Origin of the sequence: Aliidiomarina sp. B3213 (assembly GCF_003290085.1) — a bacterium.
Classification (GTDB): domain Bacteria; phylum Pseudomonadota; class Gammaproteobacteria; order Enterobacterales; family Alteromonadaceae; genus Aliidiomarina.
In genome coordinates this window covers 169,854-193,824 of sequence record NZ_QMKJ01000002.1, presented here as the reverse complement: position 1 = coordinate 193,824, position 23,971 = coordinate 169,854, and the positions used below count along the sequence as shown (strand labels likewise).

22 protein-coding genes are annotated in these 23,971 nt (G+C 45.7%); 18 read left to right on the top strand and 4 right to left on the bottom strand.

Annotation, left to right across the window (positions count from 1 at the left end; genetic code table 11):
- The first annotated feature begins 1 nt into the window (after position 1).
- Positions 2-2,881, top strand: a complete 2,880-nt coding sequence (locus DQX04_RS06140; RefSeq protein ID WP_111915028.1) for a 6-hydroxymethylpterin diphosphokinase MptE-like protein — start codon at positions 2-4, stop codon at positions 2,879-2,881.
- On the opposite strand, the gene DQX04_RS06135 is transcribed toward DQX04_RS06140, so the two are convergent.
- From DQX04_RS06135 to pseB, 3 genes are read right to left on the bottom strand one after another with little or no spacing between them, the layout of a single operon-like run.
- Complete coding sequence (locus DQX04_RS06135) at positions 2,835-5,027, bottom strand: 6-hydroxymethylpterin diphosphokinase MptE-like protein (RefSeq protein ID WP_111915027.1); 2,193 nt, start codon at positions 5,025-5,027, stop codon at positions 2,835-2,837. The two genes, DQX04_RS06140 and DQX04_RS06135, sit on opposite strands and share 47 nt — an antisense overlap.
- A gap of 1 nt (position 5,028) precedes the next feature.
- On the bottom strand, positions 5,029-6,183 hold the full coding sequence (gene pseC, locus DQX04_RS06130; RefSeq protein WP_111915026.1) for a UDP-4-amino-4,6-dideoxy-N-acetyl-beta-L-altrosamine transaminase: 1,155 nt from the start codon (positions 6,181-6,183) through the stop codon (positions 5,029-5,031).
- Positions 6,180-7,181: a UDP-N-acetylglucosamine 4,6-dehydratase (inverting) gene (gene pseB, locus DQX04_RS06125; protein WP_111915025.1), complete on the bottom strand. Its 1,002-nt coding sequence runs from the start codon at positions 7,179-7,181 to the stop codon at positions 6,180-6,182. Before pseB ends, pseC begins: the two co-directional genes overlap by 4 nt.
- Before the next feature lie 151 nt (positions 7,182-7,332).
- Here pseB and DQX04_RS06120 point away from each other — a divergent pair, with 151 nt between their 5' ends.
- Positions 7,333-7,602 carry an acyl carrier protein gene (locus tag DQX04_RS06120; RefSeq protein WP_111915024.1) on the top strand — a complete coding sequence of 90 codons (270 nt, stop codon included), beginning with the start codon at positions 7,333-7,335 and terminating at the stop codon, positions 7,600-7,602.
- Positions 7,603-7,662: 60 nt separating this feature from the next.
- On the opposite strand, the gene rpsT is transcribed toward DQX04_RS06120, so the two are convergent.
- Complete coding sequence (gene rpsT, locus DQX04_RS06115) at positions 7,663-7,929, bottom strand: 30S ribosomal protein S20 (RefSeq protein WP_111915023.1); 267 nt, start codon at positions 7,927-7,929, stop codon at positions 7,663-7,665.
- Positions 7,930-8,238: 309 nt separating this feature from the next.
- Between rpsT and murJ the strand changes: the two genes are divergently transcribed.
- From murJ to DQX04_RS06035, 16 genes are all read left to right on the top strand, one after another.
- Positions 8,239-9,753, top strand: coding sequence for a murein biosynthesis integral membrane protein MurJ (murJ, locus tag DQX04_RS06110; protein WP_111915651.1), 1,515 nt, complete (start codon positions 8,239-8,241; stop codon positions 9,751-9,753).
- A gap of 54 nt (positions 9,754-9,807) precedes the next feature.
- Positions 9,808-10,737, top strand: a complete 930-nt coding sequence (gene ribF / locus DQX04_RS06105; RefSeq protein ID WP_111915022.1) for a bifunctional riboflavin kinase/FAD synthetase — start codon at positions 9,808-9,810, stop codon at positions 10,735-10,737.
- A 76-nt stretch (positions 10,738-10,813) separates the two neighbouring features.
- Positions 10,814-13,654: an isoleucine--tRNA ligase gene (gene ileS / locus DQX04_RS06100; RefSeq protein WP_111915021.1), complete on the top strand. Its 2,841-nt coding sequence runs from the start codon at positions 10,814-10,816 to the stop codon at positions 13,652-13,654.
- A complete protein-coding gene (gene lspA, locus DQX04_RS06095) occupies positions 13,654-14,166 on the top strand; it encodes a signal peptidase II (RefSeq protein ID WP_111915020.1) in 513 nt (170 codons plus the stop codon). The genes ileS and lspA overlap by 1 nt, the downstream gene beginning before the upstream one ends.
- Positions 14,167-14,613 carry an FKBP-type peptidyl-prolyl cis-trans isomerase gene (fkpB, locus tag DQX04_RS06090; RefSeq protein ID WP_111915019.1) on the top strand — a complete coding sequence of 149 codons (447 nt, stop codon included), beginning with the start codon at positions 14,167-14,169 and terminating at the stop codon, positions 14,611-14,613.
- Positions 14,610-15,551 (top strand): 4-hydroxy-3-methylbut-2-enyl diphosphate reductase, encoded by a 942-nt coding sequence (gene ispH, locus DQX04_RS06085; protein WP_111915018.1) that lies wholly within the window; start codon positions 14,610-14,612, stop codon positions 15,549-15,551. The genes fkpB and ispH overlap by 4 nt, the downstream gene beginning before the upstream one ends.
- 137 nt (positions 15,552-15,688) lie before the next feature.
- Positions 15,689-16,168, top strand: a complete 480-nt coding sequence (locus DQX04_RS06080; RefSeq protein ID WP_111915017.1) for a prepilin-type N-terminal cleavage/methylation domain-containing protein — start codon at positions 15,689-15,691, stop codon at positions 16,166-16,168.
- Complete coding sequence (locus DQX04_RS06075) at positions 16,165-16,629, top strand: type II secretion system protein J (RefSeq protein ID WP_165831954.1); 465 nt, start codon at positions 16,165-16,167, stop codon at positions 16,627-16,629. The genes DQX04_RS06080 and DQX04_RS06075 overlap by 4 nt, the downstream gene beginning before the upstream one ends.
- Entirely contained in the window at positions 16,614-17,045 is a 432-nt protein-coding gene (locus tag DQX04_RS06070) for a hypothetical protein (protein WP_111915015.1), read from the top strand. Before DQX04_RS06075 ends, DQX04_RS06070 begins: the two co-directional genes overlap by 16 nt.
- A complete protein-coding gene (locus DQX04_RS06065) occupies positions 17,042-17,395 on the top strand; it encodes a type II secretion system protein J (RefSeq protein ID WP_111915014.1) in 354 nt (117 codons plus the stop codon). Before DQX04_RS06070 ends, DQX04_RS06065 begins: the two co-directional genes overlap by 4 nt.
- Positions 17,396-17,526: 131 nt before the next feature.
- Positions 17,527-19,626, top strand: a complete 2,100-nt coding sequence (gene flhA, locus DQX04_RS06060; protein ID WP_111915013.1) for a flagellar biosynthesis protein FlhA — start codon at positions 17,527-17,529, stop codon at positions 19,624-19,626.
- A gap of 67 nt (positions 19,627-19,693) precedes the next feature.
- Positions 19,694-21,100 (top strand): flagellar biosynthesis protein FlhF, encoded by a 1,407-nt coding sequence (gene flhF, locus DQX04_RS06055; protein WP_111915012.1) that lies wholly within the window; start codon positions 19,694-19,696, stop codon positions 21,098-21,100.
- 93 nt (positions 21,101-21,193) lie between these two features.
- Positions 21,194-22,036 carry a MinD/ParA family protein gene (locus DQX04_RS06050; RefSeq protein WP_111915011.1) on the top strand — a complete coding sequence of 281 codons (843 nt, stop codon included), beginning with the start codon at positions 21,194-21,196 and terminating at the stop codon, positions 22,034-22,036.
- The gene (locus DQX04_RS06045) at positions 22,029-22,754 is read left to right on the top strand and encodes an RNA polymerase sigma factor FliA (RefSeq protein WP_111915010.1); all 726 of its coding nucleotides are present in this window, start codon (positions 22,029-22,031) and stop codon (positions 22,752-22,754) included. Before DQX04_RS06050 ends, DQX04_RS06045 begins: the two co-directional genes overlap by 8 nt.
- A gap of 56 nt (positions 22,755-22,810) precedes the next feature.
- The gene (gene cheY, locus DQX04_RS06040; RefSeq protein WP_111915009.1) at positions 22,811-23,194 is read left to right on the top strand and encodes a chemotaxis response regulator CheY; all 384 of its coding nucleotides are present in this window, start codon (positions 22,811-22,813) and stop codon (positions 23,192-23,194) included.
- A gap of 18 nt (positions 23,195-23,212) precedes the next feature.
- Positions 23,213-23,968: a protein phosphatase CheZ gene (locus DQX04_RS06035; protein ID WP_111915008.1), complete on the top strand. Its 756-nt coding sequence runs from the start codon at positions 23,213-23,215 to the stop codon at positions 23,966-23,968.
- The last annotated feature ends 3 nt before the right edge of the window (positions 23,969-23,971 follow it).

Sequence of the window (23,971 nt, the reverse complement as noted above, 5' to 3'; positions counted from 1 at the left end):
TATGCTAAAAACGATTCGTTACCACCTTTCTGAAGATAAATCTGAGCAAGACCGTCTAGAACAACAACTAGAAAGCTTTCTTACCAAGCGTTTTGAAGATAATAGAGCGGCATTTCAAGTTGTAATGCCGAACCTAGCGGTGGCCTTTCAAGAGTCTGTTATCGACGATTACGGGTTGTTTTGCAACAAGGAAGGCGAACTCAATTTAACGAGTCGTAGCAACAGTCAGGTCGTCTATGGATTGCACCCAGAACAAGAATCAAAAGCAGATATAAACCAATTCTTAGAAAATGCGCCCGTAGTTAATTTAGTGGGCGAGCAGGCCTCTGCGAAGCCGCTTCTTCGCTCATACCAAATGCCCGAAAGCAATGGCTTTGTGCCAGCTATACCGATGGAGCCTCTGACTGAAAATCCAGATACTGTAGTGATGTTTGGTCTGGGTTTAGGGTATGCGTTGGAGCATCTTCTCGAGATGACCACACCGCAAAACGTCATTATTTACGAGCCAACCTTAGATTTCTTCAGGGGCAGTATCCGGATTGCGAACTGGAAGAAAATGCTTCTAGACGCAGAGAAACGTGGCATTCGCTTATTTTTACAGATAGGTCAAAACGGCCTTAATATTGGGGAAGATCTAAAGCAACTTCATGAAGCTTTTGGTTCGACCAAGGTGCATTTATATAAGCACTACCACGAACCCGCGATGGATGTGGTTTACGACTATTTGCTTGGCCCGGAATTTAACTTTAATGCGTTAATTAATGGTCAGGTACAGTTACCTTCGCTTGATCACGTAACGCACTACTTACCTTTTAGGGCAGGAAAAGTTAGCTCTTCTATAGACAAAGAATCCGCGCGCGAAAAAATTGTTAAAATGAAAGCGCTGAAGGCAAAGAATCTCGAAGCTCTCGCATTGCAGTTTCCGGAAATATACGAACAACTTAAGGATTATACCCCTCAGTATTGGCAGGCGTTTATCGACGATTCAGGCGAACTTAACGTTTACCATGAGCAACGTTTTGGAGCTTTGTATCATGCAAACCCCAGAGAGTTGGCAAGCCAGGCTATACAAGCATTTTCTGAAGAGCCGAATAGAAATGACATGTTTGCTGGGTATAAAGGTGGGAAGTTATGGAAATACAGGCATTTCCGCTGTAACCGCTTTTTTGGCAAACTCTTTGAAGAGCTTGAAACTGATGGTCAGTTTATTCCAGACACAGTGAGTAGCTTAATTTGGTTTGGTTTAGGCTTAGGTTACCCACTTGAGCAATTGTTTGACGATTACGACATCAAGTCACTCTATATTTACGAACCGAACCCTGAATTTTTATATTGGTCTTTATTTACCACGCCTTGGCATGAAATCCTTCCTGCTCAAAGAGAGAGGGGAACCCATTTATATATCAATGTGGGCGACGACGGTACTTACATTCAGGAAGATATGTTTAGTCAATTTCACTCTGAGGGTGGCTATCTAACCGCAAGTGCGTTTTTCTTCAGCCCAATGTATTACCCAAGTATGCAGCCTCACATCAACCAACTGCGACGAGACTTCGAAAGTTATTTGATGCTGAGCGAGTACTTTGACCATGTTAGGTTTAATATTTCCCACACTAAAGCGAACTTAAAAAGAGGGGCCGAGGTACTTAAGCATGGTGCCCAGATCAGCCCAGAATTTGCTGAAACGCCTGTGATGATTGTTGGGAACGGGCCTTCGCTTGACGACACTATCGACCTACTTAAAGAGCGTCAGTCGGAGTTTCTAATTATTTCTTGTGGTACCGCTTTGAAACCTCTTTATGAAGCGGGTATCACACCAGACTTTCACACGGAAGTTGAACAAAACAGAGCTACTTATCAGTGGATCACGCAGATACCAGACCGCGAGTGGTTAAAGAAAATTTCTCTACTCTCATTAGCGTCACTTCATCCTGACACAGTTGCTCTGTTCAAAGAACAACTCATGATCTTTAAACATGGTGAAGCCGGAACTGAGGCATTTCTTCGGTATGCGGAACACCGGAAAGTCTATGCAACTCTGGATTACTGCTACCCAACAGTGACGAACATGGCTGTATCTGCGGTCATTTTCCTCGGCTTCAAAAACCTATTTTTAACGGGAGTAGATTTAGGTTTTAAAAGTGTGGGTCATCATCATTCTAAGAATAGTGCTTACTACAAGGACAGTGATGAAAGTTGGCACGACTATGAGGAAATTGCTGGTGAGGGCATTCCTGTGCACGGCAATCTTTCTGGCAATATTCGAACGAAATATGAGTTCCAGTTAGCTTGCAGAATTATGACCCAGTTACTTCGTAAATCGAATGGAATTAAGGTTGTAAATACTAGTGATGGGGCGTTTATCGAAGGGTCCATTCCTAAACATTTCGTGGAAATAGAAGAACAAGCAAACCTCTCGAAAAGCAACGTTAAGCAAGCCATGAGAGATGAACTGTTTACTCGAGACCAAGTTGATACTGTGGTTGAAGCTATCGAAGCGCGAGAGGCGGAAGATAAAGTACTGCCAGAAATGGATGAGTTGTGGAAGCTTCACGAAAAGCCTGTGACTACGCGAGAAGAAGCATTAAAGCAGCTTGAGCGTGAGAAGTTATTCTTAATTGAACTCTACAAACGAGACCAGTCTATTTGGTTCTATTTGATTTTTAGTAGTGCCCACTTCATTAGTTCTGCTTTAATTCGACTACTTTACTTAGCTAAAGATAATGACCAAGCGATTGAGTATTACGAAAAGGGTCTTGAGGTTTATAGAGACTTTCTAATACTCACAAGAAAAGACTGGATTAAAGACAAAGACGCATTTGACAGCACAGTGGTTAAATCTTTGCTGAGTAAAGAAGAACAAGATGCGCTAGATTTTTAAGCTTATCTTCTAAGGAATCTGGCAGACGCTCATTCTTTTCTATATGTCGTAGCATTAGAGAAGCTAAGCTTGCGATTAAACTCGCAGACCAAAACCGTCCTATATTCTTCGAGTGGTTAGAGCTCAAAATCTGAGTGTCAGAATCTTCCAATAGGCGATACAAATGTTGCTGCGCAAGTTCTGGCTGCATTAGGCATATATCTTTAAGTTCGTCGAAATAAGCAGTTGAGTCGCAATTGTAACCTAACTGACTCCACTGAATTGTGCAGCGAGAAACGGGGGTAATTTCAGCGTCGAATAGCGCTCTATTGGCGGGAATTTGCTTCAGGACTTCAGCCCCCAAAGGTAAGCCTTCACTTATAGAAAAGTATTGAGCAGTAGGGCTTTGCTGGATAATCTTTTTTAGCTGTTGTGCTGAAAATATAAACTCTCGTTTTGTGTGAACCAGTTGACCGTCAACATTTACGGCTTCAATCGCTCCACCTGAACTGTGCTTGTATTGTTCAAAGCTCGTTTGTTCATACATCTCTCCACCTGCGTGATGTTCGCTTCCTTTGAATGCCAAATCAATTCCCGCTAAGAATACCGAGTCAGCACCTAGTTTGGGCATCAACTCTGCTGCCAAATTGGCGACCGTTGGAAAAGCTTCGGTTACACGGATGGCGTCATCTGGAATGTGAGGCACTACTTCATCGAACGGATGCCCGTCGATAACAAAACTTCTTTGCCTTTGAAATAAAGAACGTAATCTATGATTAAACCCGAGTGGACCTACAAATGTTGTTTCTGAATAAAACGCTTCGGGTAACGACGAAAGGTGACCTGCAAAATATTCCAACTCCAAGTGCAGGTGTGGAGTGATGTTTTCTTGAGCTAAAGTGGATATTGCTGTACCACAAGAGACAATTAAATATCCAGCAAATGCACCCTTGCGTAATTCCGGAATGATTTTCTTCAGTGAGGGCCCATTACCTAATATGAGAGCAGGAACTTTGCCATTTCCTGATTCGGGCCAGCGACTTCTGCGAGTAAGTACGTTTTGCTCTATTTGGGTGGTATGCAAAGCAGACTGGTAAAGCCGTTGTACACCGGTTGTCGGTTGAACTAAATATCTTAACTCTAGCTCACATAACTGGCGTAACTGCTCTAGAGCGCTGGAAGGATCGCCTTGATAAATTCTAAGTGATGAATGCTGCGCTTTCGAAAGCGAGTTTAATGCAAGAAATAGTTTTCCAGGAAGCTCTGACTCACTTCCATTGATAGAGAGAATTTCTATACCGAGTTCATTAGCCTTTTGAATAGCGTCTTCAGCGAAAGATTGATGAGGGTGCACCAATACGATACGCGTTAGGTTTCGTTTGTGTATCGCGTGCTTAAGTATGCTGGCGGAGGCTCCAACCAAAATAAGAGTCCAAGGCTGTTCATAAGCTATGGAACTATGCCTTAGGTTATCTATAAGGGTGTTCAATAATTCAAATTCACACAGGTCCTTAAATTTATGCGTATGTACGCGCAAACTCGGATCGCAGTCATAGGTCCAGTTCAATGCTTGCTCAAAATGCCAAATTGCCTCACTTTCTTCGTCACTGCTTAGAGTTTGGATGACCGTACATGGTTTTACACTTAAACCGTGTTGTTCTAGCGTCTCTAAATCCTGTTCCACTTGCTCAATGGTCCCGCCTATTTGAAAAATGAGCTGGGACCCTGTAAACGCCTTTCTCCAATCGTGAGCATGCAAGCTTACATAAAGCTCTGATAAGCTAGATACATAAACGAGTATTACAGGAGCGTGGTTAGTGGCAATTAGAGAAAGAACATTTGCGCCGCTGTGCTGTAACGATATAGCCAGCAAACTAGCTTTACTCTCGCTCAGCTTATTGCATATTTGGACATAAGAAGCTTCATATTCTCTGGGAGGCCAAGCGAAAGTCATGGACTGTGAGAGTAGAAGTTGAACGTCGCCTGCTCTGTCTATGCACAAGGTGTCATGCTTTAGTGCATAGCTCTTCAGCTGTTTCACCAATTCCGGCTGCTGCAGTTGCAGTAGCGCTAGATTGTCTTCAAACCTATGTTTGGCTGCCTCTAACCCCTCCGTAAGTTTCTGCTCGTCGGGTTCGATTTGGTGGCGAAAGTCTCTGAATTGCATTTTATGAACTTAAATTCTCGGTATGCTTGATAACTTGCTCAACCACATATTTTTGCTCTTCATGGGTAAGGTTTGGATGAAGAGGCAGGGTGATGGCTTGGTCATAGTAATGCTCGGCATTAGGAAAGTCGCCACGGTTGAAGCCGAACTGTCTGAAGTCAGGTTGGAAATGCACAGGGATGTAATGCACGTTAACTCCAATATCGTTCGCCCTTAATTCTTCAAAAAGTGCCCGACGAATTGCTTTATCTACCTGAATCACAAATAGATGGTAAGAGGAATATACTTGCTCTTCGAGCTTTAAATAACCTATCTGTGTGTTTTCAAATTGAGCACGGTAAAACGAGGCAATCTCATTTCGCTTGGTAACAAACTCGTCGAGCCTCTGGAGCTGGCTTAATCCCAAAGCTGCCTGTAGTTCAGTCATTCGATAGTTGAAGCCAAGCGATTGCTGTTCGTAGTACCACGGTTCAGCGCTTTCGGGGAGATCTTCAGGAGCTCGAGTTATGCCATGACTACGAAGTTCAGTAAGGCGCTTCGCCATCGCTGCATTGTTGGTGGTAATCATTCCACCCTCTGCGCTCGTAATAATTTTGACTGGATGAAAGCTGAACACGGTCATCTCGGAATATTCACATTTGCCGACGGGGTGCCCTTCGTATTTGCCTCCTATGGCATGACTGGCATCTTCAATGATCTGGATATTGTGCGGACTGGCGAGCTCATGGATGGCTTTCATGTCGCAGCTGGCGCCGCCGAAGTGAACCGGAATGATTACCTTAGGAAAATTATTGTTTTGTGCTGCGCGCTTTAGCTTTTCTGAAAGGGCATGAATACTCAGGTTGCCAGTTTGTTGGTCTATGTCTATAAAGTCGACTTTGGCACCGCAATAACGGGCACAATTTGCTGAAGCAACAAACGTATTGGGTACGGTCCAAACCGTATCTTCGGGGCCTACGCCCGCGGCTAAACATGCGATATGCAATGCTGAAGTCGCGCTATTCACGGCTACCGCAAAACTAGCTTGGCAATAGTCTGCAATAGCTTGCTCAAATTCTGGGACAATTGGGCCTTGCGTCAGAAAGTCGCTGCGGAGAACTTTCTCTACCGCAGCTATGTCTTCTTCAGATATATCTTGTCGACCGTATGGAATCATGCGTTTGCTAGAATATTAAAGTCTTGAATTTGCTCTGTAGACAAAAAGTCTGGATTAGTTGCTGAGTTATACTCGAACCCTAATTCGACCTGCTTTCCTCGCTCCCCTAGACCATTTTTGGCGTAATCGAGTTTGCCGGAAAACATTTTTATTGTAGGTGCAATGACAAAATGGTCGTTAAACTCAAATGTATGATAACTATCGTCTGACGGGCACATAATCTCGTGGAGTTTCTCACCCGGACGAATACCTATTTCTCTCATCTTCAAGTCTGGCGCCATTGCTCTAGCTAAGTCAGTTATTTTTACTGATGGAATTTTCGGAACGAATATCTCCCCACCTTGCATGCGCTCAAAGTTTTTCAAAACAAAGTCGACGCCTTGCTGAAGTGTAATCCAGAAGCGAGTCATATCTGGGTGAGTAATAGGGAGATCTTTTGCTCCGTCTTTAATTAGCTTCCTGAAAAACGGAACAACAGACCCCCTAGAGCCAACAACGTTTCCGTAACGAACTACGGCAAAGCGAGTTGCACGGTCTCCGGTCATGTTATTTCCAGCTACAAACAGCTTGTCAGAGCATAACTTGGTTGCGCCATACAAATTCACTGGGTTAGCTGCTTTGTCGGTAGAAAGTGCGATGACTCGCTTTACGTTATTGTCTAAAGCAGCCCAAACTACGTTTTCTGCACCGTCTACGTTTGTACGAATACATTCCATAGGGTTGTATTCAGCTGCGGGGACTTGCTTCAGCGCAGCCGCATGAATAACGTAGTCTACGCCGTACATAGCTCGGTTCAGACGATCTCTGTCGCGAACATCGCCAATGAAATACCGCATACATGGATGGTCAAACTGCTGCTGCATTTCAAACTGTTTAAGTTCATCGCGGCTATAAATAATTATTTTGCGAGGTTTGTAGCGCTTGAGGAGCGTCTCGGTATAACGCTGTCCAAAAGAGCCGGTGCCGCCGGTAATTAGAATATTCTTATTATCAAACATGGTTTTGGCTCGCTTTGATGACTTCTTCTTTTATAACAGCAATAGCCTAACGGGGCTAGTTTTCTCGGAAATTGAAGCCTAAATATTTTCGTTTTATCCAGTCCGTGTTAGTGTTGCGAAGTTGTTAGCAAGAAGATGTAAGAGAATTATTGTGAGCACACGCACTTACCAAATAGAACAAGTTCTTGTTAGATGCATGGAAGAAGTGGCTGCGCAGACCGGTAACGAGTTAGTCGCAGATATTAATCCGCATGCGAGTTTTCAGGAGTCTGGCTTAGATTCCTTGGGTGTTGCCATGGTGGTAGCGCGTATGGACGAGCAGCTAGGTTGCAGCCCTTTTAGAGACGGTTCTTGTAGTGAACCCCCTCATACCATCGCAGAACTCATTTCTTTATATCGCCACGCAGAAGACGATCGCTAAGTCTCAGAAAGCAGAAAAGCACCCGAAGGTGCTTTTCAAATGCTTTAATCGAAGTTTCGATTATGCAGATAGCGCGTTGATTTTTGCGCTTAAACGGCTCTTATGACGTGCCGCTTTATTTTTGTGAATTAGCCCTTTGGTCGCATAGCGGTCCAAAATTGGGGTTAATTCAGCGAAAGCTTCTTGCGCTTTTGCTTGCTCACCTGCAGCAATAGCCGCAGTTACTTTTTTGAGGTAAGTGCGCATCATAGAGCGACGTGCTGCATTATGTTGACGGTTTTTTTCCGCCTGAAGCGCGCGCTTTTTCGCAGACTTGATGTTAGCCAAGGTTAACTCCTGAAAATGAATCTAAAACTGAACCGGAAATTTAAGGTCGTGGACTATGCCTTTTTCCGCTTCAAAAGTCAATAAATGTCCGATTTATTTGTGCAATAAATTACGGTTAATTATCTCCGATAACCATACTCGTGATCAAGTACTGTCCGGTGAACTCTTCCTCGCTGTGCGGTCGCATGCTAATCTGAACGCAAAAAACAGCTTCATATCAAGGGACACACGCTAGTGACGGCAAAAGTCGAGCAGCAAGAAAAAGCACCACAACCAAGGCTATTTCGTTCAGGTTTTATTGTCAGTGTAATGACATTCCTCTCGCGGGTTTTAGGCCTAGCCAGAGATGTAGTGATTGCTGGGTTAATGGGGGCGGGTGCAGCAGCAGACGTATTCTTTTTCGCGAATAAAATACCCAACTTCCTACGCCGACTCTTTGCTGAAGGGGCTTTTGCACAGGCGTTCGTACCTGTTTTAACCGAGTATCATCGTGGCAAGTCGTTAGACGAAACGCGATTATTGATTGCCCGAACGGCCGGTACTTTAGGTACTATTGTGGGTATCGTGACTTTGGTCGCTATGGTGCTCTCGCCAGTGGTCGCTGCATTGTTCGGTATGGGGTGGTTCCTCGACTACTGGAATGACGGCCCGCAAGCGGCTAAGTTTGAGTTGGCGAGTCTGTTACTCAAAATCACCTTTCCTTATTTATTTTTCATTACCTTGACAGCTTTAGCCGGTGCTGTACTGAACACTTTAGGCCGTTTTGGTGTTGCTGCCTTTACGCCGGTGTTACTTAACGTATCTATTATTGCTTGTGCTTTATGGTTAGCTCCAAATCTTGAACGGCCTGAAATCGGTTTAGCCCTTGGTGTGTTTATAGGTGGTGCTGTTCAATTCTTTTTCCAATTACCTTTTTTGCGTGCAGCAGGAGTTCTTGTTTTACCGAAATGGGGTTGGCGCGACCCAGGTGTAGTGCGCATTCGAACGCTTATGATCCCGGCTTTATTTGGGGTGTCGGTCAGTCAAATTAATTTGTTGTTCGACACGTTAATTGCCAGCTTCCTGCAAACCGGTTCAATTAGTTGGTTGTATTATGCCGACCGGCTCTTAGAGTTTCCTCTAGGATTATTTGGCATCGCCATTGCTACGGTTATTTTGCCTGCGCTTTCGGCGCGCCATGTAGACCAGTCTGCGGAGAAGTTCTCTGCAACATTAGACTGGGGCGTGCGCATGGTTGTGATTCTTGGTGTTCCTGCTATGACAGGTCTTATCGTGTTGGCTGAGCCTATGCTCATGGTGCTATTTATGCGAGGTGAATTTTTAGCAAGTGATGCCAATTACGCATCTTTAGCGCTCATTGCTTATGCCACTGGCTTATTGAGTTTTATGCTCGTGAAGGTTTTGGCAACAGGATTCTTCTCAAGACAAGACACTAAACGGCCAGTCAAGTACGGCATTATTGCTATGGTCGCCAACATGGTATTCAACATTATTTTTGCGATTCCATTTGGCTATGTAGGGTTGGCACTTGCTACGGCACTATCGGGCACAGTTAACGCATTATTGCTTGGCGCCGTACTGTATCGAGAAAAAGTTCTATTGTTGCCACGGACCACCCTGTTGTTTGTTTTGCGTGTAGTGGTTGCTGCATTAGCCATGGCATGGGCGGTTCAGTATTGTAGTCCGAATATCGAACAATGGTTGGCCGCTGAGTTTTTTGTACGCATCGGTTGGTTAGCAGCATTGGTCGCAAGTGGTGCACTTGTTTTTGCAGTGACATGGATTTTAGTTGGAGGGCGTCCTCATCATCTTAAATCCGCTTAAATCGGCATTAAAACTACTGAATCCTTGTAGCGATTTCGCTATAATCGCGCGCTTATGAAATTAATCCGTGGTTTACATAATATTCGTACCGAGCATCAGCATTGTGTGCTGACTATCGGTAACTTCGACGGTGTCCATCTTGGGCATCGTTCAGTGCTGTCTCGCGTAAAGGAAAGCGCCGAGGCTTATGGCGTGCCCGCTGCAGTTATGATTTTTGAGCCGCAGCCGCTGGAATTGTTTCGTCCAGCTCAAGCTCCTGCTCGTTTAACGCGCTGGCGCGAGAAGTACGAGTTAATGACTCCGCTAGGATTAGAATACCTAATTTGCACCCGGTTTAATGCTACATTTTCTCAGCAGCCAGCAATGCACTTTATTGAGCATGTACTGGTTGAGAAGTTAGGTGTTAAACATTTAGTTGTTGGCGACGACTTTAGATTCGGTAAAGGGCGTGAAGGCGACTTTACAATGTTGCAAGAAGCGGGTAAGAAGTTTGGTTTTGAAGTTTCAGATACAGCCAGTTTTCGCCAGTCAGACGCACGCGTATCAAGTACTCTTATTCGTGAAGCTTTGGCTCGAGGCCAATTCCAGGATGCAGCAGAAATGCTTGGGCATCCTTTTCATTTTTCTGGTCGTGTAAGTCATGGCGAAAAAAATGGTCGGAAACTCGGTTTCCCTACTGCAAACATACCGTTAAAGAGATTGCATAGTCCTTTACACGGAGTGTATGCAGTAAAAGTGATGATTAATGAACAAGAATGGTTGGGTGTGGCAAATATCGGCTATCGCCCAACCTTTGAAGGCCAACGAGCGCAGGTAGAAGTACATATTTTCGATTTCGCTGAAGACGTGTACGGGCAAGAAATGCGTGTGTATCCCCAGCATTTGATTCGTGAAGAACAGAAGTTTGAATCGTTACAGGCACTTCAAGAACAAATTAGTAAAGATAAAGCAGCTGCTTTGGCATGGTTTGAAAAGCCAATTTAGCGTGAAACTAAGCGCGTTAATCGTTAAGATGGCGCGAGCAGAATTTTAGATTAAATTAAGGGCAACGGGCATAAGCATGAGCGACTATAAATCCACTCTAAACCTTCCTGATACGCCATTTCCTATGCGTGGAAACTTGGCCAACCGAGAGCCGCAAATGCTGGCGAAGTGGTACCAAGACGATCTTTACGGAAAAATTAGAGCCGCGAAAAAAGGTCATCAAAAGTTTATTTTGCATGACGGCCCTCCTTACGCGAACGGTTCAATTCATATCGGTCATGCGGTAAACAAAATTATTAAAGACATGGTTGTGAAGTCTAAAACGTTAAGCGACTTCGACGCCCCTTATGTCCCTGGTTGGGATTGTCATGGTTTGCCCATTGAATTGGTTGTCGAGAAAAAGTACGGCAAGCCAGGTAAAAAATTAAGCACTGGTGAGTTTCGTCAAAAGTGTCGTGAGTATGCCCAAACTCAGATCGACGGCCAGCGCGAGGATTTCAAACGTTTAGGCGTGTTTGGTGACTGGGACAACCCTTACCAAACCATGAATTTTGAGCAAGAAGCTAATATTGTTCGTGCGCTCGGTAAAGTTATGGACTGTGGTCATTTGCACCAAGGTTTTAAACCCGTGCATTGGTGTACAGACTGTGGCTCAGCGCTTGCAGAAGCTGAAGTTGAATACAAAGACAAACAGTCACCGGCAATCGATGTTCGCTTTTTTGCAGAAGACGAGCAAACGTTAGTCAGCAAATTTAGTCACCCAGAAGGGCACGAAGGTGAGGGTCCTGTAAGTGTACTGATTTGGACAACAACACCTTGGACGATTCCAGCGAACATGGCCGTTACGCTTGCTGCCGGTTTAGAATACACCATGGTACAAGTTGAAGGTGACAAACCTGAGCGTCTCGTGCTTGCCACAGACCTCGTTACTCAAGCCATGGAACGTTATGGCATCACCGATTACCACAAGTTAGGTTTCTGTAAGGGCGCCGACCTTGAACACTTACGCCTACATCATCCGTTGCAGGAGCGAACAGTTCCACTCATTCTGGGCGAACATGTAACTACTGACTCGGGTACAGGCTGTGTACATACGGCACCTGGGCATGGTGTAGACGACTTTATGGTCGGACAAAAGTACGACCTAGAAGTTTACAACCCTGTAAACGACAACGGCGTATACAAGGCTGACACTCCGGAATTTGCCGGGCAGCACGTTTTCAAAGCGAACCAAGCAATTGTTGATAGCCTGATCGAATCGGGATGTTTGGTTCATCATGAACAATATGAGCACTCGTACCCACACTGCTGGCGCCATAAAACTCCTATTATTTTCCGAGCCACACCACAGTGGTTCATTAGCATGGAAAAAGAAGGCTTACGAGAAAAAGCTTTGGAACAAATTAAAGCCGTTCGTTGGGTTCCGGAGTGGGGCGAGCAACGTATCGCAGGCATGGTTGATGGCAGACCAGACTGGTGTATTTCACGTCAAAGAACGTGGGGTGTGCCGCTTACTCTATTTGTAAATAAAGAAACAGATGCCTTGCACCCTAAGTCTAGTGAGCTTCTTGAACAAGTCGCAAAACTTATCGAAAAAGAGGGTATTCAGGCCTGGTTCGACCTAGACCCTGCTAGCTTACTCGGAGAAGAAGCTGCGCAGTACCGCAAGCTTACAGATACGTTAGACGTTTGGTTTGATTCAGGTGTAACGCACTATGCAGTTCTTGCTCAGAATGAAGATTTAGCTTGGCCAGCAGACCTTTATTTAGAAGGTTCAGATCAGCATCGCGGTTGGTTCCAGTCTTCTTTGTTAACAGGCGTTGCTACAAAAGGTGAAGCACCGTATAAGCAAGTGTTAACTCACGGTTTTACTGTGGATGGCCATGGCCGCAAGATGTCTAAGTCTTTAGGTAACGTGGTTGCACCACAAGAAGTATGGAACAAGCTAGGTGCTGACATTTTAAGACTGTGGGTGGCATCAACCGACTACACCGCAGAAATGACGGTTTCTGATGAAATCTTAAAACGTTCGGCAGACGCATATCGTAGAATCAGAAATACCGCACGTTTCTTATTAGCGAACTTGAATGGTTTTGAGCCTAGTCAGCACCAAGTTGCGGTGGAAGACATGGTTGCTATTGACCACTGGATTGTTCGTCGTGCAAAAGCTTTGCAAGAAGAGTTGCTAGGCGCATACGACGGCTATCAGTTTTTAACGGTAGTGCAGAAGTTAATGCACTTCTGTTCAATTGACTTAGGTAGTTTCTACCTCGACATTATTAAAGATCGTCAATACACCGCGAAGAAAGACAGTGTTGCACAACGCTCGTGTCAAACCGCGCTTTGGCATATTTCAGAAGCACTTGTTCGTTGGATGGCTCCAATTATGAGCTTTACAGCGCAAGAAATTTGGGAATCTATGCCAGCACCAGCGGAAGGCCAACGCAGCGATTATGTATTTACTGAGACTTGGTATAAAGACTGGCCAGCAAACGTAGACACAGAAACAAGTATGCGTAACCAAGACTGGCAGCAGCTACTAGAAGTTCGTGGTGAAGTGAACCGAGCGTTAGAAATGGCGCGTAAAGAAGACAAGATTGGTGGTTCCTTACAAGCGGAAGTTACACTGTTTGCCTCAGACGAATTAAAGGCGGTATTGGAAGCAGCAAAAGATGAACTGCGCTTTGTTCTACTTACTTCTGAAGCTACGGTGGCATCTCTTTCTGATGCAACGGAAGAAGCGGTAAGCACAGAAATTGAAGGCTTAAAAGTTGGCGTGTTAAGAACTTCTTACGAGAAGTGCGCGCGTTGCTGGCATCACCGTGAAGACGTTGGGGTGAACCCAGAGCACGAAGAACTGTGCGGCCGCTGTGTAACTAACGTAGCTGGCGACGGTGAGTCGAGGATTTTCGCATAATGTCGAATGCAGAAGTAGCGCCTAAGACTTGGCAGCAATCTGGGCTTAAGTTTTTATGGATTACAGCACTAATATTAGTAGCAGACCAAGTCACTAAGCTTTGGATCCTGAACAATCTAGCTTTAATGCTGGACCGTATAGAGGTTACGTCGTTCTTTAATATTGTTCACGTACGAAACTATGGCGCAGCATTTAGTTTTTTAGCTGACCACAGCGGCTGGCAACGCTGGTTTTTCACCTCGATTGCTATCGTGATTAGTGTACTTTTACTGGTGCTGTTACGCCGTCAATCGGAGAACCTAAAGCGTGTGAACATTTCCTTTGCACTCATTATCGGTGGTGCAGTAGGGAATGTTATCGACCGTATTCGATTGGGATCTGTAGTCGACTTCCTAGACGTTCATGTGGCAGGTTGGCACTGGCCAGCATTCAATGTTGCCGACAGTGCCATTGTTGTTGGCGCATTGCTGATGATTCTAGACAGTTTATTAAGTAGTAAAGAGGCCAAGTAAATGACTGAACTGGCAACTATTGCTGCAGGCAGTCGTGTAGTTTTGCACTTTGACCTGAAGCTTGAGGACGGCTCCGCTGCAGATAGCACAAGAGTAAATGGTAAGCCTGCGCGATTAACCATTGGCGACGGCAACCTGACCCCCAACTTCGAGCAATGTTTAATGGGCTTAAAGGTCGGCGACAAAGAAGAGTTTACACTGCCACCTGAAGACGCGTTTGGTGAACCGAACCCGCAGAACATCTATCATGTCGAGCGCAGTCGTTTTTCTTTCGACGCTCCTCCGGAAGTGGGTTCAATCATTGCTTTCACGCAGCCAGACGGACGTGAAGTGCCGGGAATTATTCGTGAAGTGAATGGTCAAATGGTTACCGTTGACTTTAATCATCCACTGGCAGGGCATAAAGTGACCTTTGCAGTGGAAATCTTAAGTGTGGAGTCTGCATGAAGATTATTCTTGCTAATCCGCGTGGGTTTTGTGCTGGTGTAGACCGCGCGATTACCATTGTAGAGCAAGCCTTGGCATTATTTGAGCCACCTATTTATGTGCGCCATGAAGTTGTTCATAACAAGCACGTAGTAGACGGCTTGCGTGAGCGAGGTGCGGTGTTTGTTGAAGAGCTTGATCAAGTTCCTGACGACGCGATTGTTATATTCAGTGCTCATGGTGTTTCCCGTGCAGTGCGCGACGCCGCTGCTCAACGTGGGTTGAAAGTTTTCGATGCCACATGTCCATTAGTGACAAAGGTACATATGGAAGTTACTCGTGCGAGTCGTCGCGATCAAGAGTGTGTGCTCATTGGTCATTCGGGCCACCCGGAAGTAGAAGGCACGATGGGGCAGTATTTCAGTGAAGACGGTGGAATATATCTTGTTGAGTCAGTAGAAGACGTGGCTAAACTGCAAGTTAAAGACCCTTCTCAGCTGCACTATATGAGCCAAACAACACTTTCGGTAGATGACACAGCAGACATTATTGATGCGCTTCGCGGACGCTTTCCAGCAATTCAAGGACCGCGCAAAGACGATATTTGCTATGCCACCCAAAACCGCCAAGATGCGGTTCGCGAGCTGGCTGCTGACGCCGACTTAATGTTAGTCGTAGGTGCGCGCAATAGTTCCAATAGTAACCGCTTACGGGAACTTTCTGAGAAGATGGGAACAAAAGGTTACCTTATCGACAACGCAGATTGTATCGATGCGGAGTGGTTAGAGGGTTGTACTTCAGTTGCTGTCACAGCCGGAGCTTCTGCACCGGAAGTGCTTGTGCAGGAAGTTGTGAACTGGCTACGCGAACATGGCGGTGCTCAAGCTGAAGTTGAAGAGCGCTCGGGCCGTGAAGAAAATGTGACGTTTTCCATACCACCGGAACTACGCATAATTTAGTTTAATATGAGTTTCAAGAAACCGCCTTCGGGCGGTTTTTTTATGCGTCATTTCTGAAAAACCTTTTGTTCTAAACTCTAGCTACTAAGTTTAGTGCTCTAGTTATTCGTACAGCTTGAGCATGCAAGGAGGCATGTGTGGTTAAAGGACTAGGTTTTTCATTGATAGAACTCATGGCGTGTGTCGCTATTATGGCAGTGCTTTCGGGCATTTCGGTGCCCGTTTTTCACCATTGGCAAAACAAGCAAAAGTTCGCGGCTATGGTCAGCCAAATTGTCGGGGCTATTGAACAAGCGAAGGCATTTTCTATACAACGTCATCAAGACTATTGGGTAGGGTGGAACGATTCATGTTTTTGGGTCGATGCTTCAGAATCTAGTGATTGCGCACATCAAGCTTTCATGCGACCGGCAACGTTAACGATATCTAGTAATTTCTCGCAAGGTAATTCAATTCAGTTTTCTAAAGGCAGAGGAATGGCTGCTTTTAGTTCCGGTACTTTAAAGCTGGCTCACAACGCGTTTTTGCAGCATGAAGTTCGTATTGTTGTTAGCTCCCTTGGTCGTATTCGCTCGTGTCAGACAGGGCAGCTATTTCCTGCCATGGATCACTGTTGAAGCATGCGCAAGGCTTTACGCTCACCGAACTTATGCTTTCGGTTGCGCTTATTTCCGTGGTGTCGGTTGCGATGGTGTCTTGGACCGTAAATTATGTAGCAACGAACCACCAGGGAACTACTAGCGCTGAGGACTTAGCTTATTACTGGTTGCATTGGTTATGGGGCGATATTCAAAACTCGATGACCAACATCGATTCGTGGCAGTTCGAACAGCAATACCAGTGCTTGCTCTATGGTTCATTTGGGGTACGTGTAAAGAATAATGCTCTGCAATGGAGGCCTGCAGAAAGCGAGTGCGATAGTCGTGGCTGGCAAGCGTTGAATGACACGCATAATGTCCGCTTTAAGACTCTATCGGTGAAGCCTATGGCTGAACTGACCTCGATTTGCCTTGAGTATGCATCGCGTGAGCAGCCGAGAAAAAGAGAAGAGGTGTGTATGCCATGGCCTCTGCACTAAAAACTAGAGGGAGCGCTATTTTTGTGGTGCTCCTATTGTTGGCTATCGCGAGTACGGCGGTTGCTACTCGGTTGCATGAAGAGCGCCAAGCTATCGCCACAACAATATCTAACTTTGAAAGAGTAGCACTGCAGGTTCAGCTTAGATCTTTATTCGCTCAAGCTGCAGCGGCTATAGATGAGGGTAGTAGCTGGCCTCCAGCTTGGTACAACAATTCAGACACGAAAATCGAAGCAGCGAAACGTCAAGTTCCGTGCGAGCAATTCATCGACTCCGCATTAGACACAGAATTTGCAAGTGACGACTTTGAATGTATACGCATAGAACTAGAGGCAGTAACCAGCTCTGGTGCGCGGTTGAGCCGCTCTAAAGTATTAGCTGTAGGCGAAGAATGTGAGGTGTTTTGGCTATTATGAAGCATCTAAAACATATGGCTGGATTCACATTGCCAGAGGTTATGGTTGCTATGACACTAGGGGCTGCCGGCGCGGTAGTGTTAGAGCAGGCGTTTAGTCAAATTGTTATGTTGCAAAAGCAAAAAGAGGAACTCAGGCTATTTCAACTCGAGCGTCTCTCTAAACTTACGCAATGGCAGCAATCAGGCAAGATGCCTAATGTGTCAGCATGGAGCGCCTCTAGTAGCGGTTCAGGCTGGATTTGGCAGTGGTCTGCAGAACAACAACCTTATGCTCGCAATTGGAGTGGTTACTGGGAAGTCATACCCGGACCTGAGCGACTACAGCAATGCTCAGCATCATCGTCTTAAAGCGCTTGTTTTCTGCCGTAAAATGATTGGCTCGATTCTTGAATACTCTGTACTTGTGCACCGTGGAGTCAAGGTTCTGACACCACACATTATCTAGGTATTTAGGCAGACAGATACAGGAATCATGGGCTATGCAGCAACTCGCAGCCATTAAAGGTTTTTATGAGAATAACAAAGCGCACCTGTTAGGGGCAGGTACGCCTTTGGCGATTCTAGCAATACTCGGGATGGTTATTTTACCCATGCCGCCGCTCATTCTAGACGCATTATTCTCGTTCAGTATTACGCTTTCCATGATGATCTTGTTGGTCGCGGTATATACCCGCAGACCTCTTGAGTTTGCTTCATTTCCTACTGTCATTCTAATTGCTACCGTTATTCGCCTCGCTCTGAATATCGCCTCTACGCGGGTGGTGTTACTTAACGGTCATAACGGCGCCGACGCGGCAGGTAATGTTATCGAAGCGTTCGGTTCGGTAGTTATCGGTGGTAGTTACACTGTAGGTATCGTGGTCTTCTTAATTCTCGTTATTATCAACTTTGTGGTTATTACCAAGGGTGCGGGGCGTATCTCGGAAGTTACGGCGCGATTCACGTTGGACGCGATGCCTGGTAAGCAAATGTCGATTGATGCGGACTTGAACTCAGGGCTCATCACCCAGGAAGAAGCGAAAACGCGGCGTGAAGACATAACCCGAGAGGCCGACTTTTACGGTTCCATGGACGGTGCCAGTAAGTTTGTGAAAGGTGACGCGGTTGCAGGTTTGCTCATTTTAGGTATTAACCTTGTTGGTGGTATTTTAATTGGTACGCTGCAACATGACTTGTCATTCGGAATGGCGATCGAAACGTATGCATTACTTACTATTGGTGACGGTCTTGTCGCGCAAATTCCATCGCTCCTTATGTCTACTGCTACCGCGATCGTGATTACCCGTGAAAATGCAGACAAAGACATGGGTGAGCAATTAAACCTGCAACTCGCGGGTAACCCTAGAGCACTTATTATTGTTGGTTCAATTCTATTTATTATGGGTGTTGTGCCGGGTATGCCGCACTTGGCATTTTTAACCATGTCAGCCATGTGTATAGGCGGTGCTTATTTCCGACTGAAGTCTATTAAAGTTGAGAAAGAAGGCGAGTTGGTGAAACAGAATACCGAACTCACTCAACAACAAAACCATGAAGTTAAAGAAATTGGATGGGACGATGTTCATCAAGTCGACACTATCGGCTTGGAAGTGGGTTATCGACTTATCCCTATGGTGGATAAGAACCAAGGTGGCGAACTATTAGCCCGGATTAAAGGCGTGCGTAAGAAGCTCTCGCAGGAGCTTGGTTTCTTAGTTCCTCCAGTGCACATTCGCGATAACTTAGATTTAGGACCGAACCAATATCGTATTACCTTGCTAGGGGTAACCTTTGGTGAAGCCGAAATTCGCCCAGACTGGGAATTGGCTATTAACCCAGGACAAGTGTTCGGTAAGCTGAAAGGTGAAGCAACTAAAGACCCAGCTTTTGGCTTAGATGCAGTTTGGATTAAGCCAGATGACCGCGAGCACGCACAAACATTAGGTTACACGGTCGTAGACGCGGCTACGGTAGTTGCGACTCATGTGAGTCAAATCCTGACCAACAACGCGGCGCAATTAGTTGGACACGAAGAAACACAACAGTTACTGGACTTGCTTGCTAAGCAACAACCTAAATTGGTGGAGGGGTTAGTTCCTGATGTACTGAGCCTGTCGGCTATTACCAAAGTGCTGCAAAACTTGTTAAACGAAGCGGTGCCTGTGCGCGACTTCAGAACCATTATTCAAACTCTCGCTGAGTACGGTCCGAAAAGCCAAGATCCAGATGTATTGACCGCTGCGGTTCGTATTTCATTGCGCCGCCTCATTGTGCAGGAAGCCGCCGGTGGCATGGATGAACTTCCTGTCATAACTTTGGCGCCAGAACTGGAACAGATGTTGCATCAGTCGCTACAAATGGCAGGTAATGAAGGTGCTGGAATCGAACCAGGACTTGCAGAGCGGTTGCAACAAAGCTTGAAAGAAGCGCATCAGCAGCAAGAAATGAATGGTCAACCATCGGTTCTATTAACTTCAGGAATGTTGAGAACTACGCTTTCACGCTTTGTTCGAAGCAGCTTGCAAGGCTTACATGTGTTGTCGTACCAGGAAATACCTGACGATAAGCAAATTCGCATCGTAAGCTCGATTGGGCAATAGGTTAGGAAGCTAACCTAAAAGGGGAACCCGAGATACTGAACATCAGTTTCGGTTTGGAGAATAGGTTATGAAAATTAAACGTTTTTTTGCAAAAGATATGCGCTCGGCAATTGCTGAAGTGAAGAAAACTTTGGGCCCAGAGGCCGTAATCATGTCAAATAAGTCGGTGAATGGCGGCGTAGAGCTGGTAGCGGCATTTGATCCTGAAACAGCCCCTATGCCCCAACCTAAACCGATGTCTCCAGCAGAACCTACAGACTTGAAAGGCGGTAGCGAGAAGCAGCAGGCAATTGCAGACTCTTTAGATGCGCTACTGAAACGTCAACAATCTGGCGCGTCTGAAGAGCAGCCTCAAGCAGAGTCCTCTGCTCAATTGGCTGCGGAACAAGAACCTTCTGTTCAACAAGAGCAGGCTCCAGCATCTATTGCAGAACAGCAAGCAAAAGAAATTGAAGAAGCGATTGAGCCTGTAGCTCATGTGGCTGGTAAAGCTGTACCTGAAGCACATATTCTCAATGAAGAAGAAGTGGCAGCTCGTTTCCAAGCGCAAGAGAACCAAATGAATAGCTTGCGCTCAGATATGACAGCCATACGTTCTTTATTAGAGCACCAAGTTTCTGGCCTTATGTGGCAAGAAGTTGAACGCAAAGAACCCATGCGTGCATTACTTATCCGTAAATTAGAAAAGCTTGGCTTCACGAACGAAGTAGCAGACCAGCTTTCTTGTTTCATTCCTGAAGAACTTTCTAAAGAAGAAGCTTGGGAGCAAACCTTAGAATTAGTTCAAGGACAAATTCATACCACTGACAACGATATCCTGCGTAAAGGGGGGGTAGTTGCATTGGTTGGACCTACAGGCGTAGGGAAAACCACAACTGTAGCAAAGCTTGCGGCCCGCTTTGCTCGTCGTTATGGCCCAGACAGTGTCGCTATGGTTACGACTGACTCATACCGAATTGCTGCGGCAGAACAATTGCAAACCTACGGTCGTATTATTGGCTGTCCAGTGAAAGTTGCGAAAGACGCAGACGAACTTAATGCTGTATTGGCGCAATTGCGTCAACGTAAGTTGGTGTTAATCGACACCGCGGGCATGAGTCAGCGAGATATGCGGTTAAGTGAACAACTACAAACACTTGTGCGCAATACTCGGTTACGTATTCGTCCATATCTGGTATTATCTGCAACATCTCAAGGTACAGTTCAAGACGAGATCGTAAAGCGATTCCGCAAACTACCTTTAGCGGGTTGTGTTTTGACGAAAATCGACGAATGCTTAAGTATTGGCGAGTCGTTAAGTGTCAGCATTCAAAACTCGTTGCCAATAAGTTATCTTACAGATGGACAGAGAGTGCCAGAAGATATTAAAGTGGCAGATGCAGGCGATTTAATTAAGCGTGCTGAAAAGCTCTCTGCAGAGCGCCTAGCGCAGAAAGTAGAGTGGGAACAGGAAGTGTCGCTTTCGGAATTTTAATTTCAAAGTGGTAGAAACACCAAACTGGCACTATTATCGAGTAGTTAGGTAGGGCGTGCAGCAGTGAACGATCAAGCAAGCGGTTTAAGGCGGATGATGAAACGAAATCAAGTCAAAGTCATCGCAGTGACTGGTGGTAAAGGTGGGGTTGGTAAAACCAACGTCTCACTTAATATGGCGGTTGCCATGGCCGGTCAGGGAAAGCGTGTGTTGGTGCTTGATGCCGACTTAGGTCTCGCCAATGTCGACGTCGTTCTAGGTTTACGCGTCGAAAAGAATTTAAGTCATGTCTTGGCTGGTGAATGTGAGTTAGATGACATTCTGGTGAAAGGGCCTGGCGGTATCCAAATTGTACCTGCAACTTCAGGTACACGCTCTATGGTTGAGCTTTCCCCGCAAGAACACGCGGGATTAATTCGTGCCTTCTCGACCATGAGAACAGAATTCGATGTACTTATTGTGGACACCGCTGCCGGTATCAGCAATATGGTGCTTAGCTTTGCGCGCGCTGCCCAAGACGTTGTGGTTGTGGTATGTGACGAGCCCACCTCCATTACCGATGCTTATGCTCTGATTAAAGTACTTAGCCGTGAGCACGGTGTTTTCAAGTTTAAAGTCGTCGCGAATATGGTGCGAACCATGCGCGAGGGCCAAGTTTTGTATAGCAAGCTAACCAAGGTTACCGACAGGTTCCTGGATGTCGCACTCGAATTGGCTGCCATTGTCCCGTACGACGAAAACCTACGAAAAGCAGTACGCAAGCAACAACTTCTGGTTGAAAGCTTCCCACGCTCACCAGCCTCTCTTGCATTCAAAGCTCTAGCGCAACGAGCTGGTAACTGGCCGATTCCAGCGCAAGCTGGGGGGCATTTAGAGTTCTTTATTGAGCAGCTAGTAGCCCAGTCCGAGCAAACGCAGGGGGTGGCGAATGAGTAAAGTTGCAGCCTACGTTTCAGAAGCTCGCCAGCAGCAACAAATTGTTGAGTCTCACACCAACTTAGTTAAACGCATTGCCCACCATATGGTGGCTAGATTACCAGCCAGTGTTCAAGTTGATGATTTAATTCAAGCAGGAATGATTGGCCTACTTGAAGCAGCTAAGAATTTCGATCATGGAAAGGGCGCTAGCTTCGAAACTTTCGCCGGCATTCGAATTCGCGGCGCGATGTTAGACGAAATTCGCCGTGGCGACTGGGCACCGCGCTCGGTTCATAAAAATAGCAGAATGATTGCAGACGCAATTCGCCAAGTGGAAAATGAAACAGGCCGAGATGCACGCGACCAAGAAGTTGCTGAAAAACTTGGTATTCCTCTCGACGAATATCATCATATTTTGAATGATGTTATGTCTGGGCGTATGATTGGCATCGAAGATTTAGGCGTGTCTGAAGACGTGTTAGTGTCGGGTGCGCAAGACGCCAGCAAAGACGAACCGTTTGCTGATATTGAAAAAAGTGCTTTCCATCGCTCGCTTGTGGATTCAATAAAAACTCTACCTGAGCGCGAAGCTTTAGTTCTTTCGCTATACTACGATGAAGAATTAAATCTTAAAGAAATTGGACAAGTGCTCGATGTAAGTGAATCAAGAGTAAGCCAAATTCATAGTCAGGCCATGGCGCGATTAAAGTCTAGAATGCGCACTTGGACTGAGTAAGTAACTGTAAATCTTATATTGTTAACAAGAACGGAACAGCCTCACTGGAGGGTACTTTGGATAAAAACATGAAAATTCTCGTCGTAGACGATTTCTCGACGATGCGGCGGATCATTAAAAATCTACTGCGGGACCTAGGGTTCCAGAATGTTTCAGAGGCTGACGATGGAAGCACTGCTTTGCCTATGTTGCAGAACGGTGAATATGACTTCGTAGTTACAGACTGGAACATGCCAGGAATGCAGGGCATCGACTTACTCCGCGCGATTCGCTCGGACGAGCAATTAAGCCACATCCCAGTATTGATGGTTACAGCCGAAGCTAAGCGAGAGCAAATTATCGAAGCTGCTCAAGCAGGCGTAAACGGATACATTGTGAAGCCATTCACAGCGGCAACGCTAAAAGAGAAACTCGACAAAGTATTCGAGCGTTTAGGTTAATCCGACGAGGAGAACGTAATGGTCCCACCGGTCGGAACGATTACCCTAGAGCAAGCGAAAGAGCTTGTGCGCTTGCTTGAAGCAGAAGAGCAAGCAGACGCAGATAAATTAGTTCGTGAAATTGCTGAAGCAGGGCAAGACGAACTGTTTGATTCTATTGGCAAATTAACACGTCAACTTCATGACTCGTTGCAAGATTTTTTGCAAGACCCTCGCTTGTCTTCGCTTACTGAAGATGATTTGCCTGACGCGCAGAATCGACTTCAATATGTAATGCAACGAACAGAAGACGCAGCAAATAGAACCATGGACGCTGTAGAAGCTTCGTTGCCGCTTGCTGAAGAAATAAGCACCGAGGTGAATAACATTCAACCGATATGGCAACGCCTTATGAGCCGCGATATCGAATTATCTGAATTTAAAGCATTGTGCCATCAGGTGGACCAGTTTATTCGCCGTTCTGGTGAACGCAGTTCTCACTTACACACTCTGCTTACCGAAGTGTTGATGGCGCAGGATTTCCAAGACTTAACAGGTCAGGTTATTCGCCGAGTGATTGAATTAGTTCAGGAAGTTGAAGATCAGTTAATTTCATTATTGACTATATTTGGTGAAGATTATCATAAAGCGGCGAAGGAACATGCCGATAGTAAATCTAAGAGTAAGAAGACTGATACAGGCCCAGAGGGTCCTGTCATCAATCCTGATGAGAGAGATGACGTAGTCACCGGTCAAGACGACGTAGACGACTTGCTCTCTAGCCTTGGATTTTAGGAG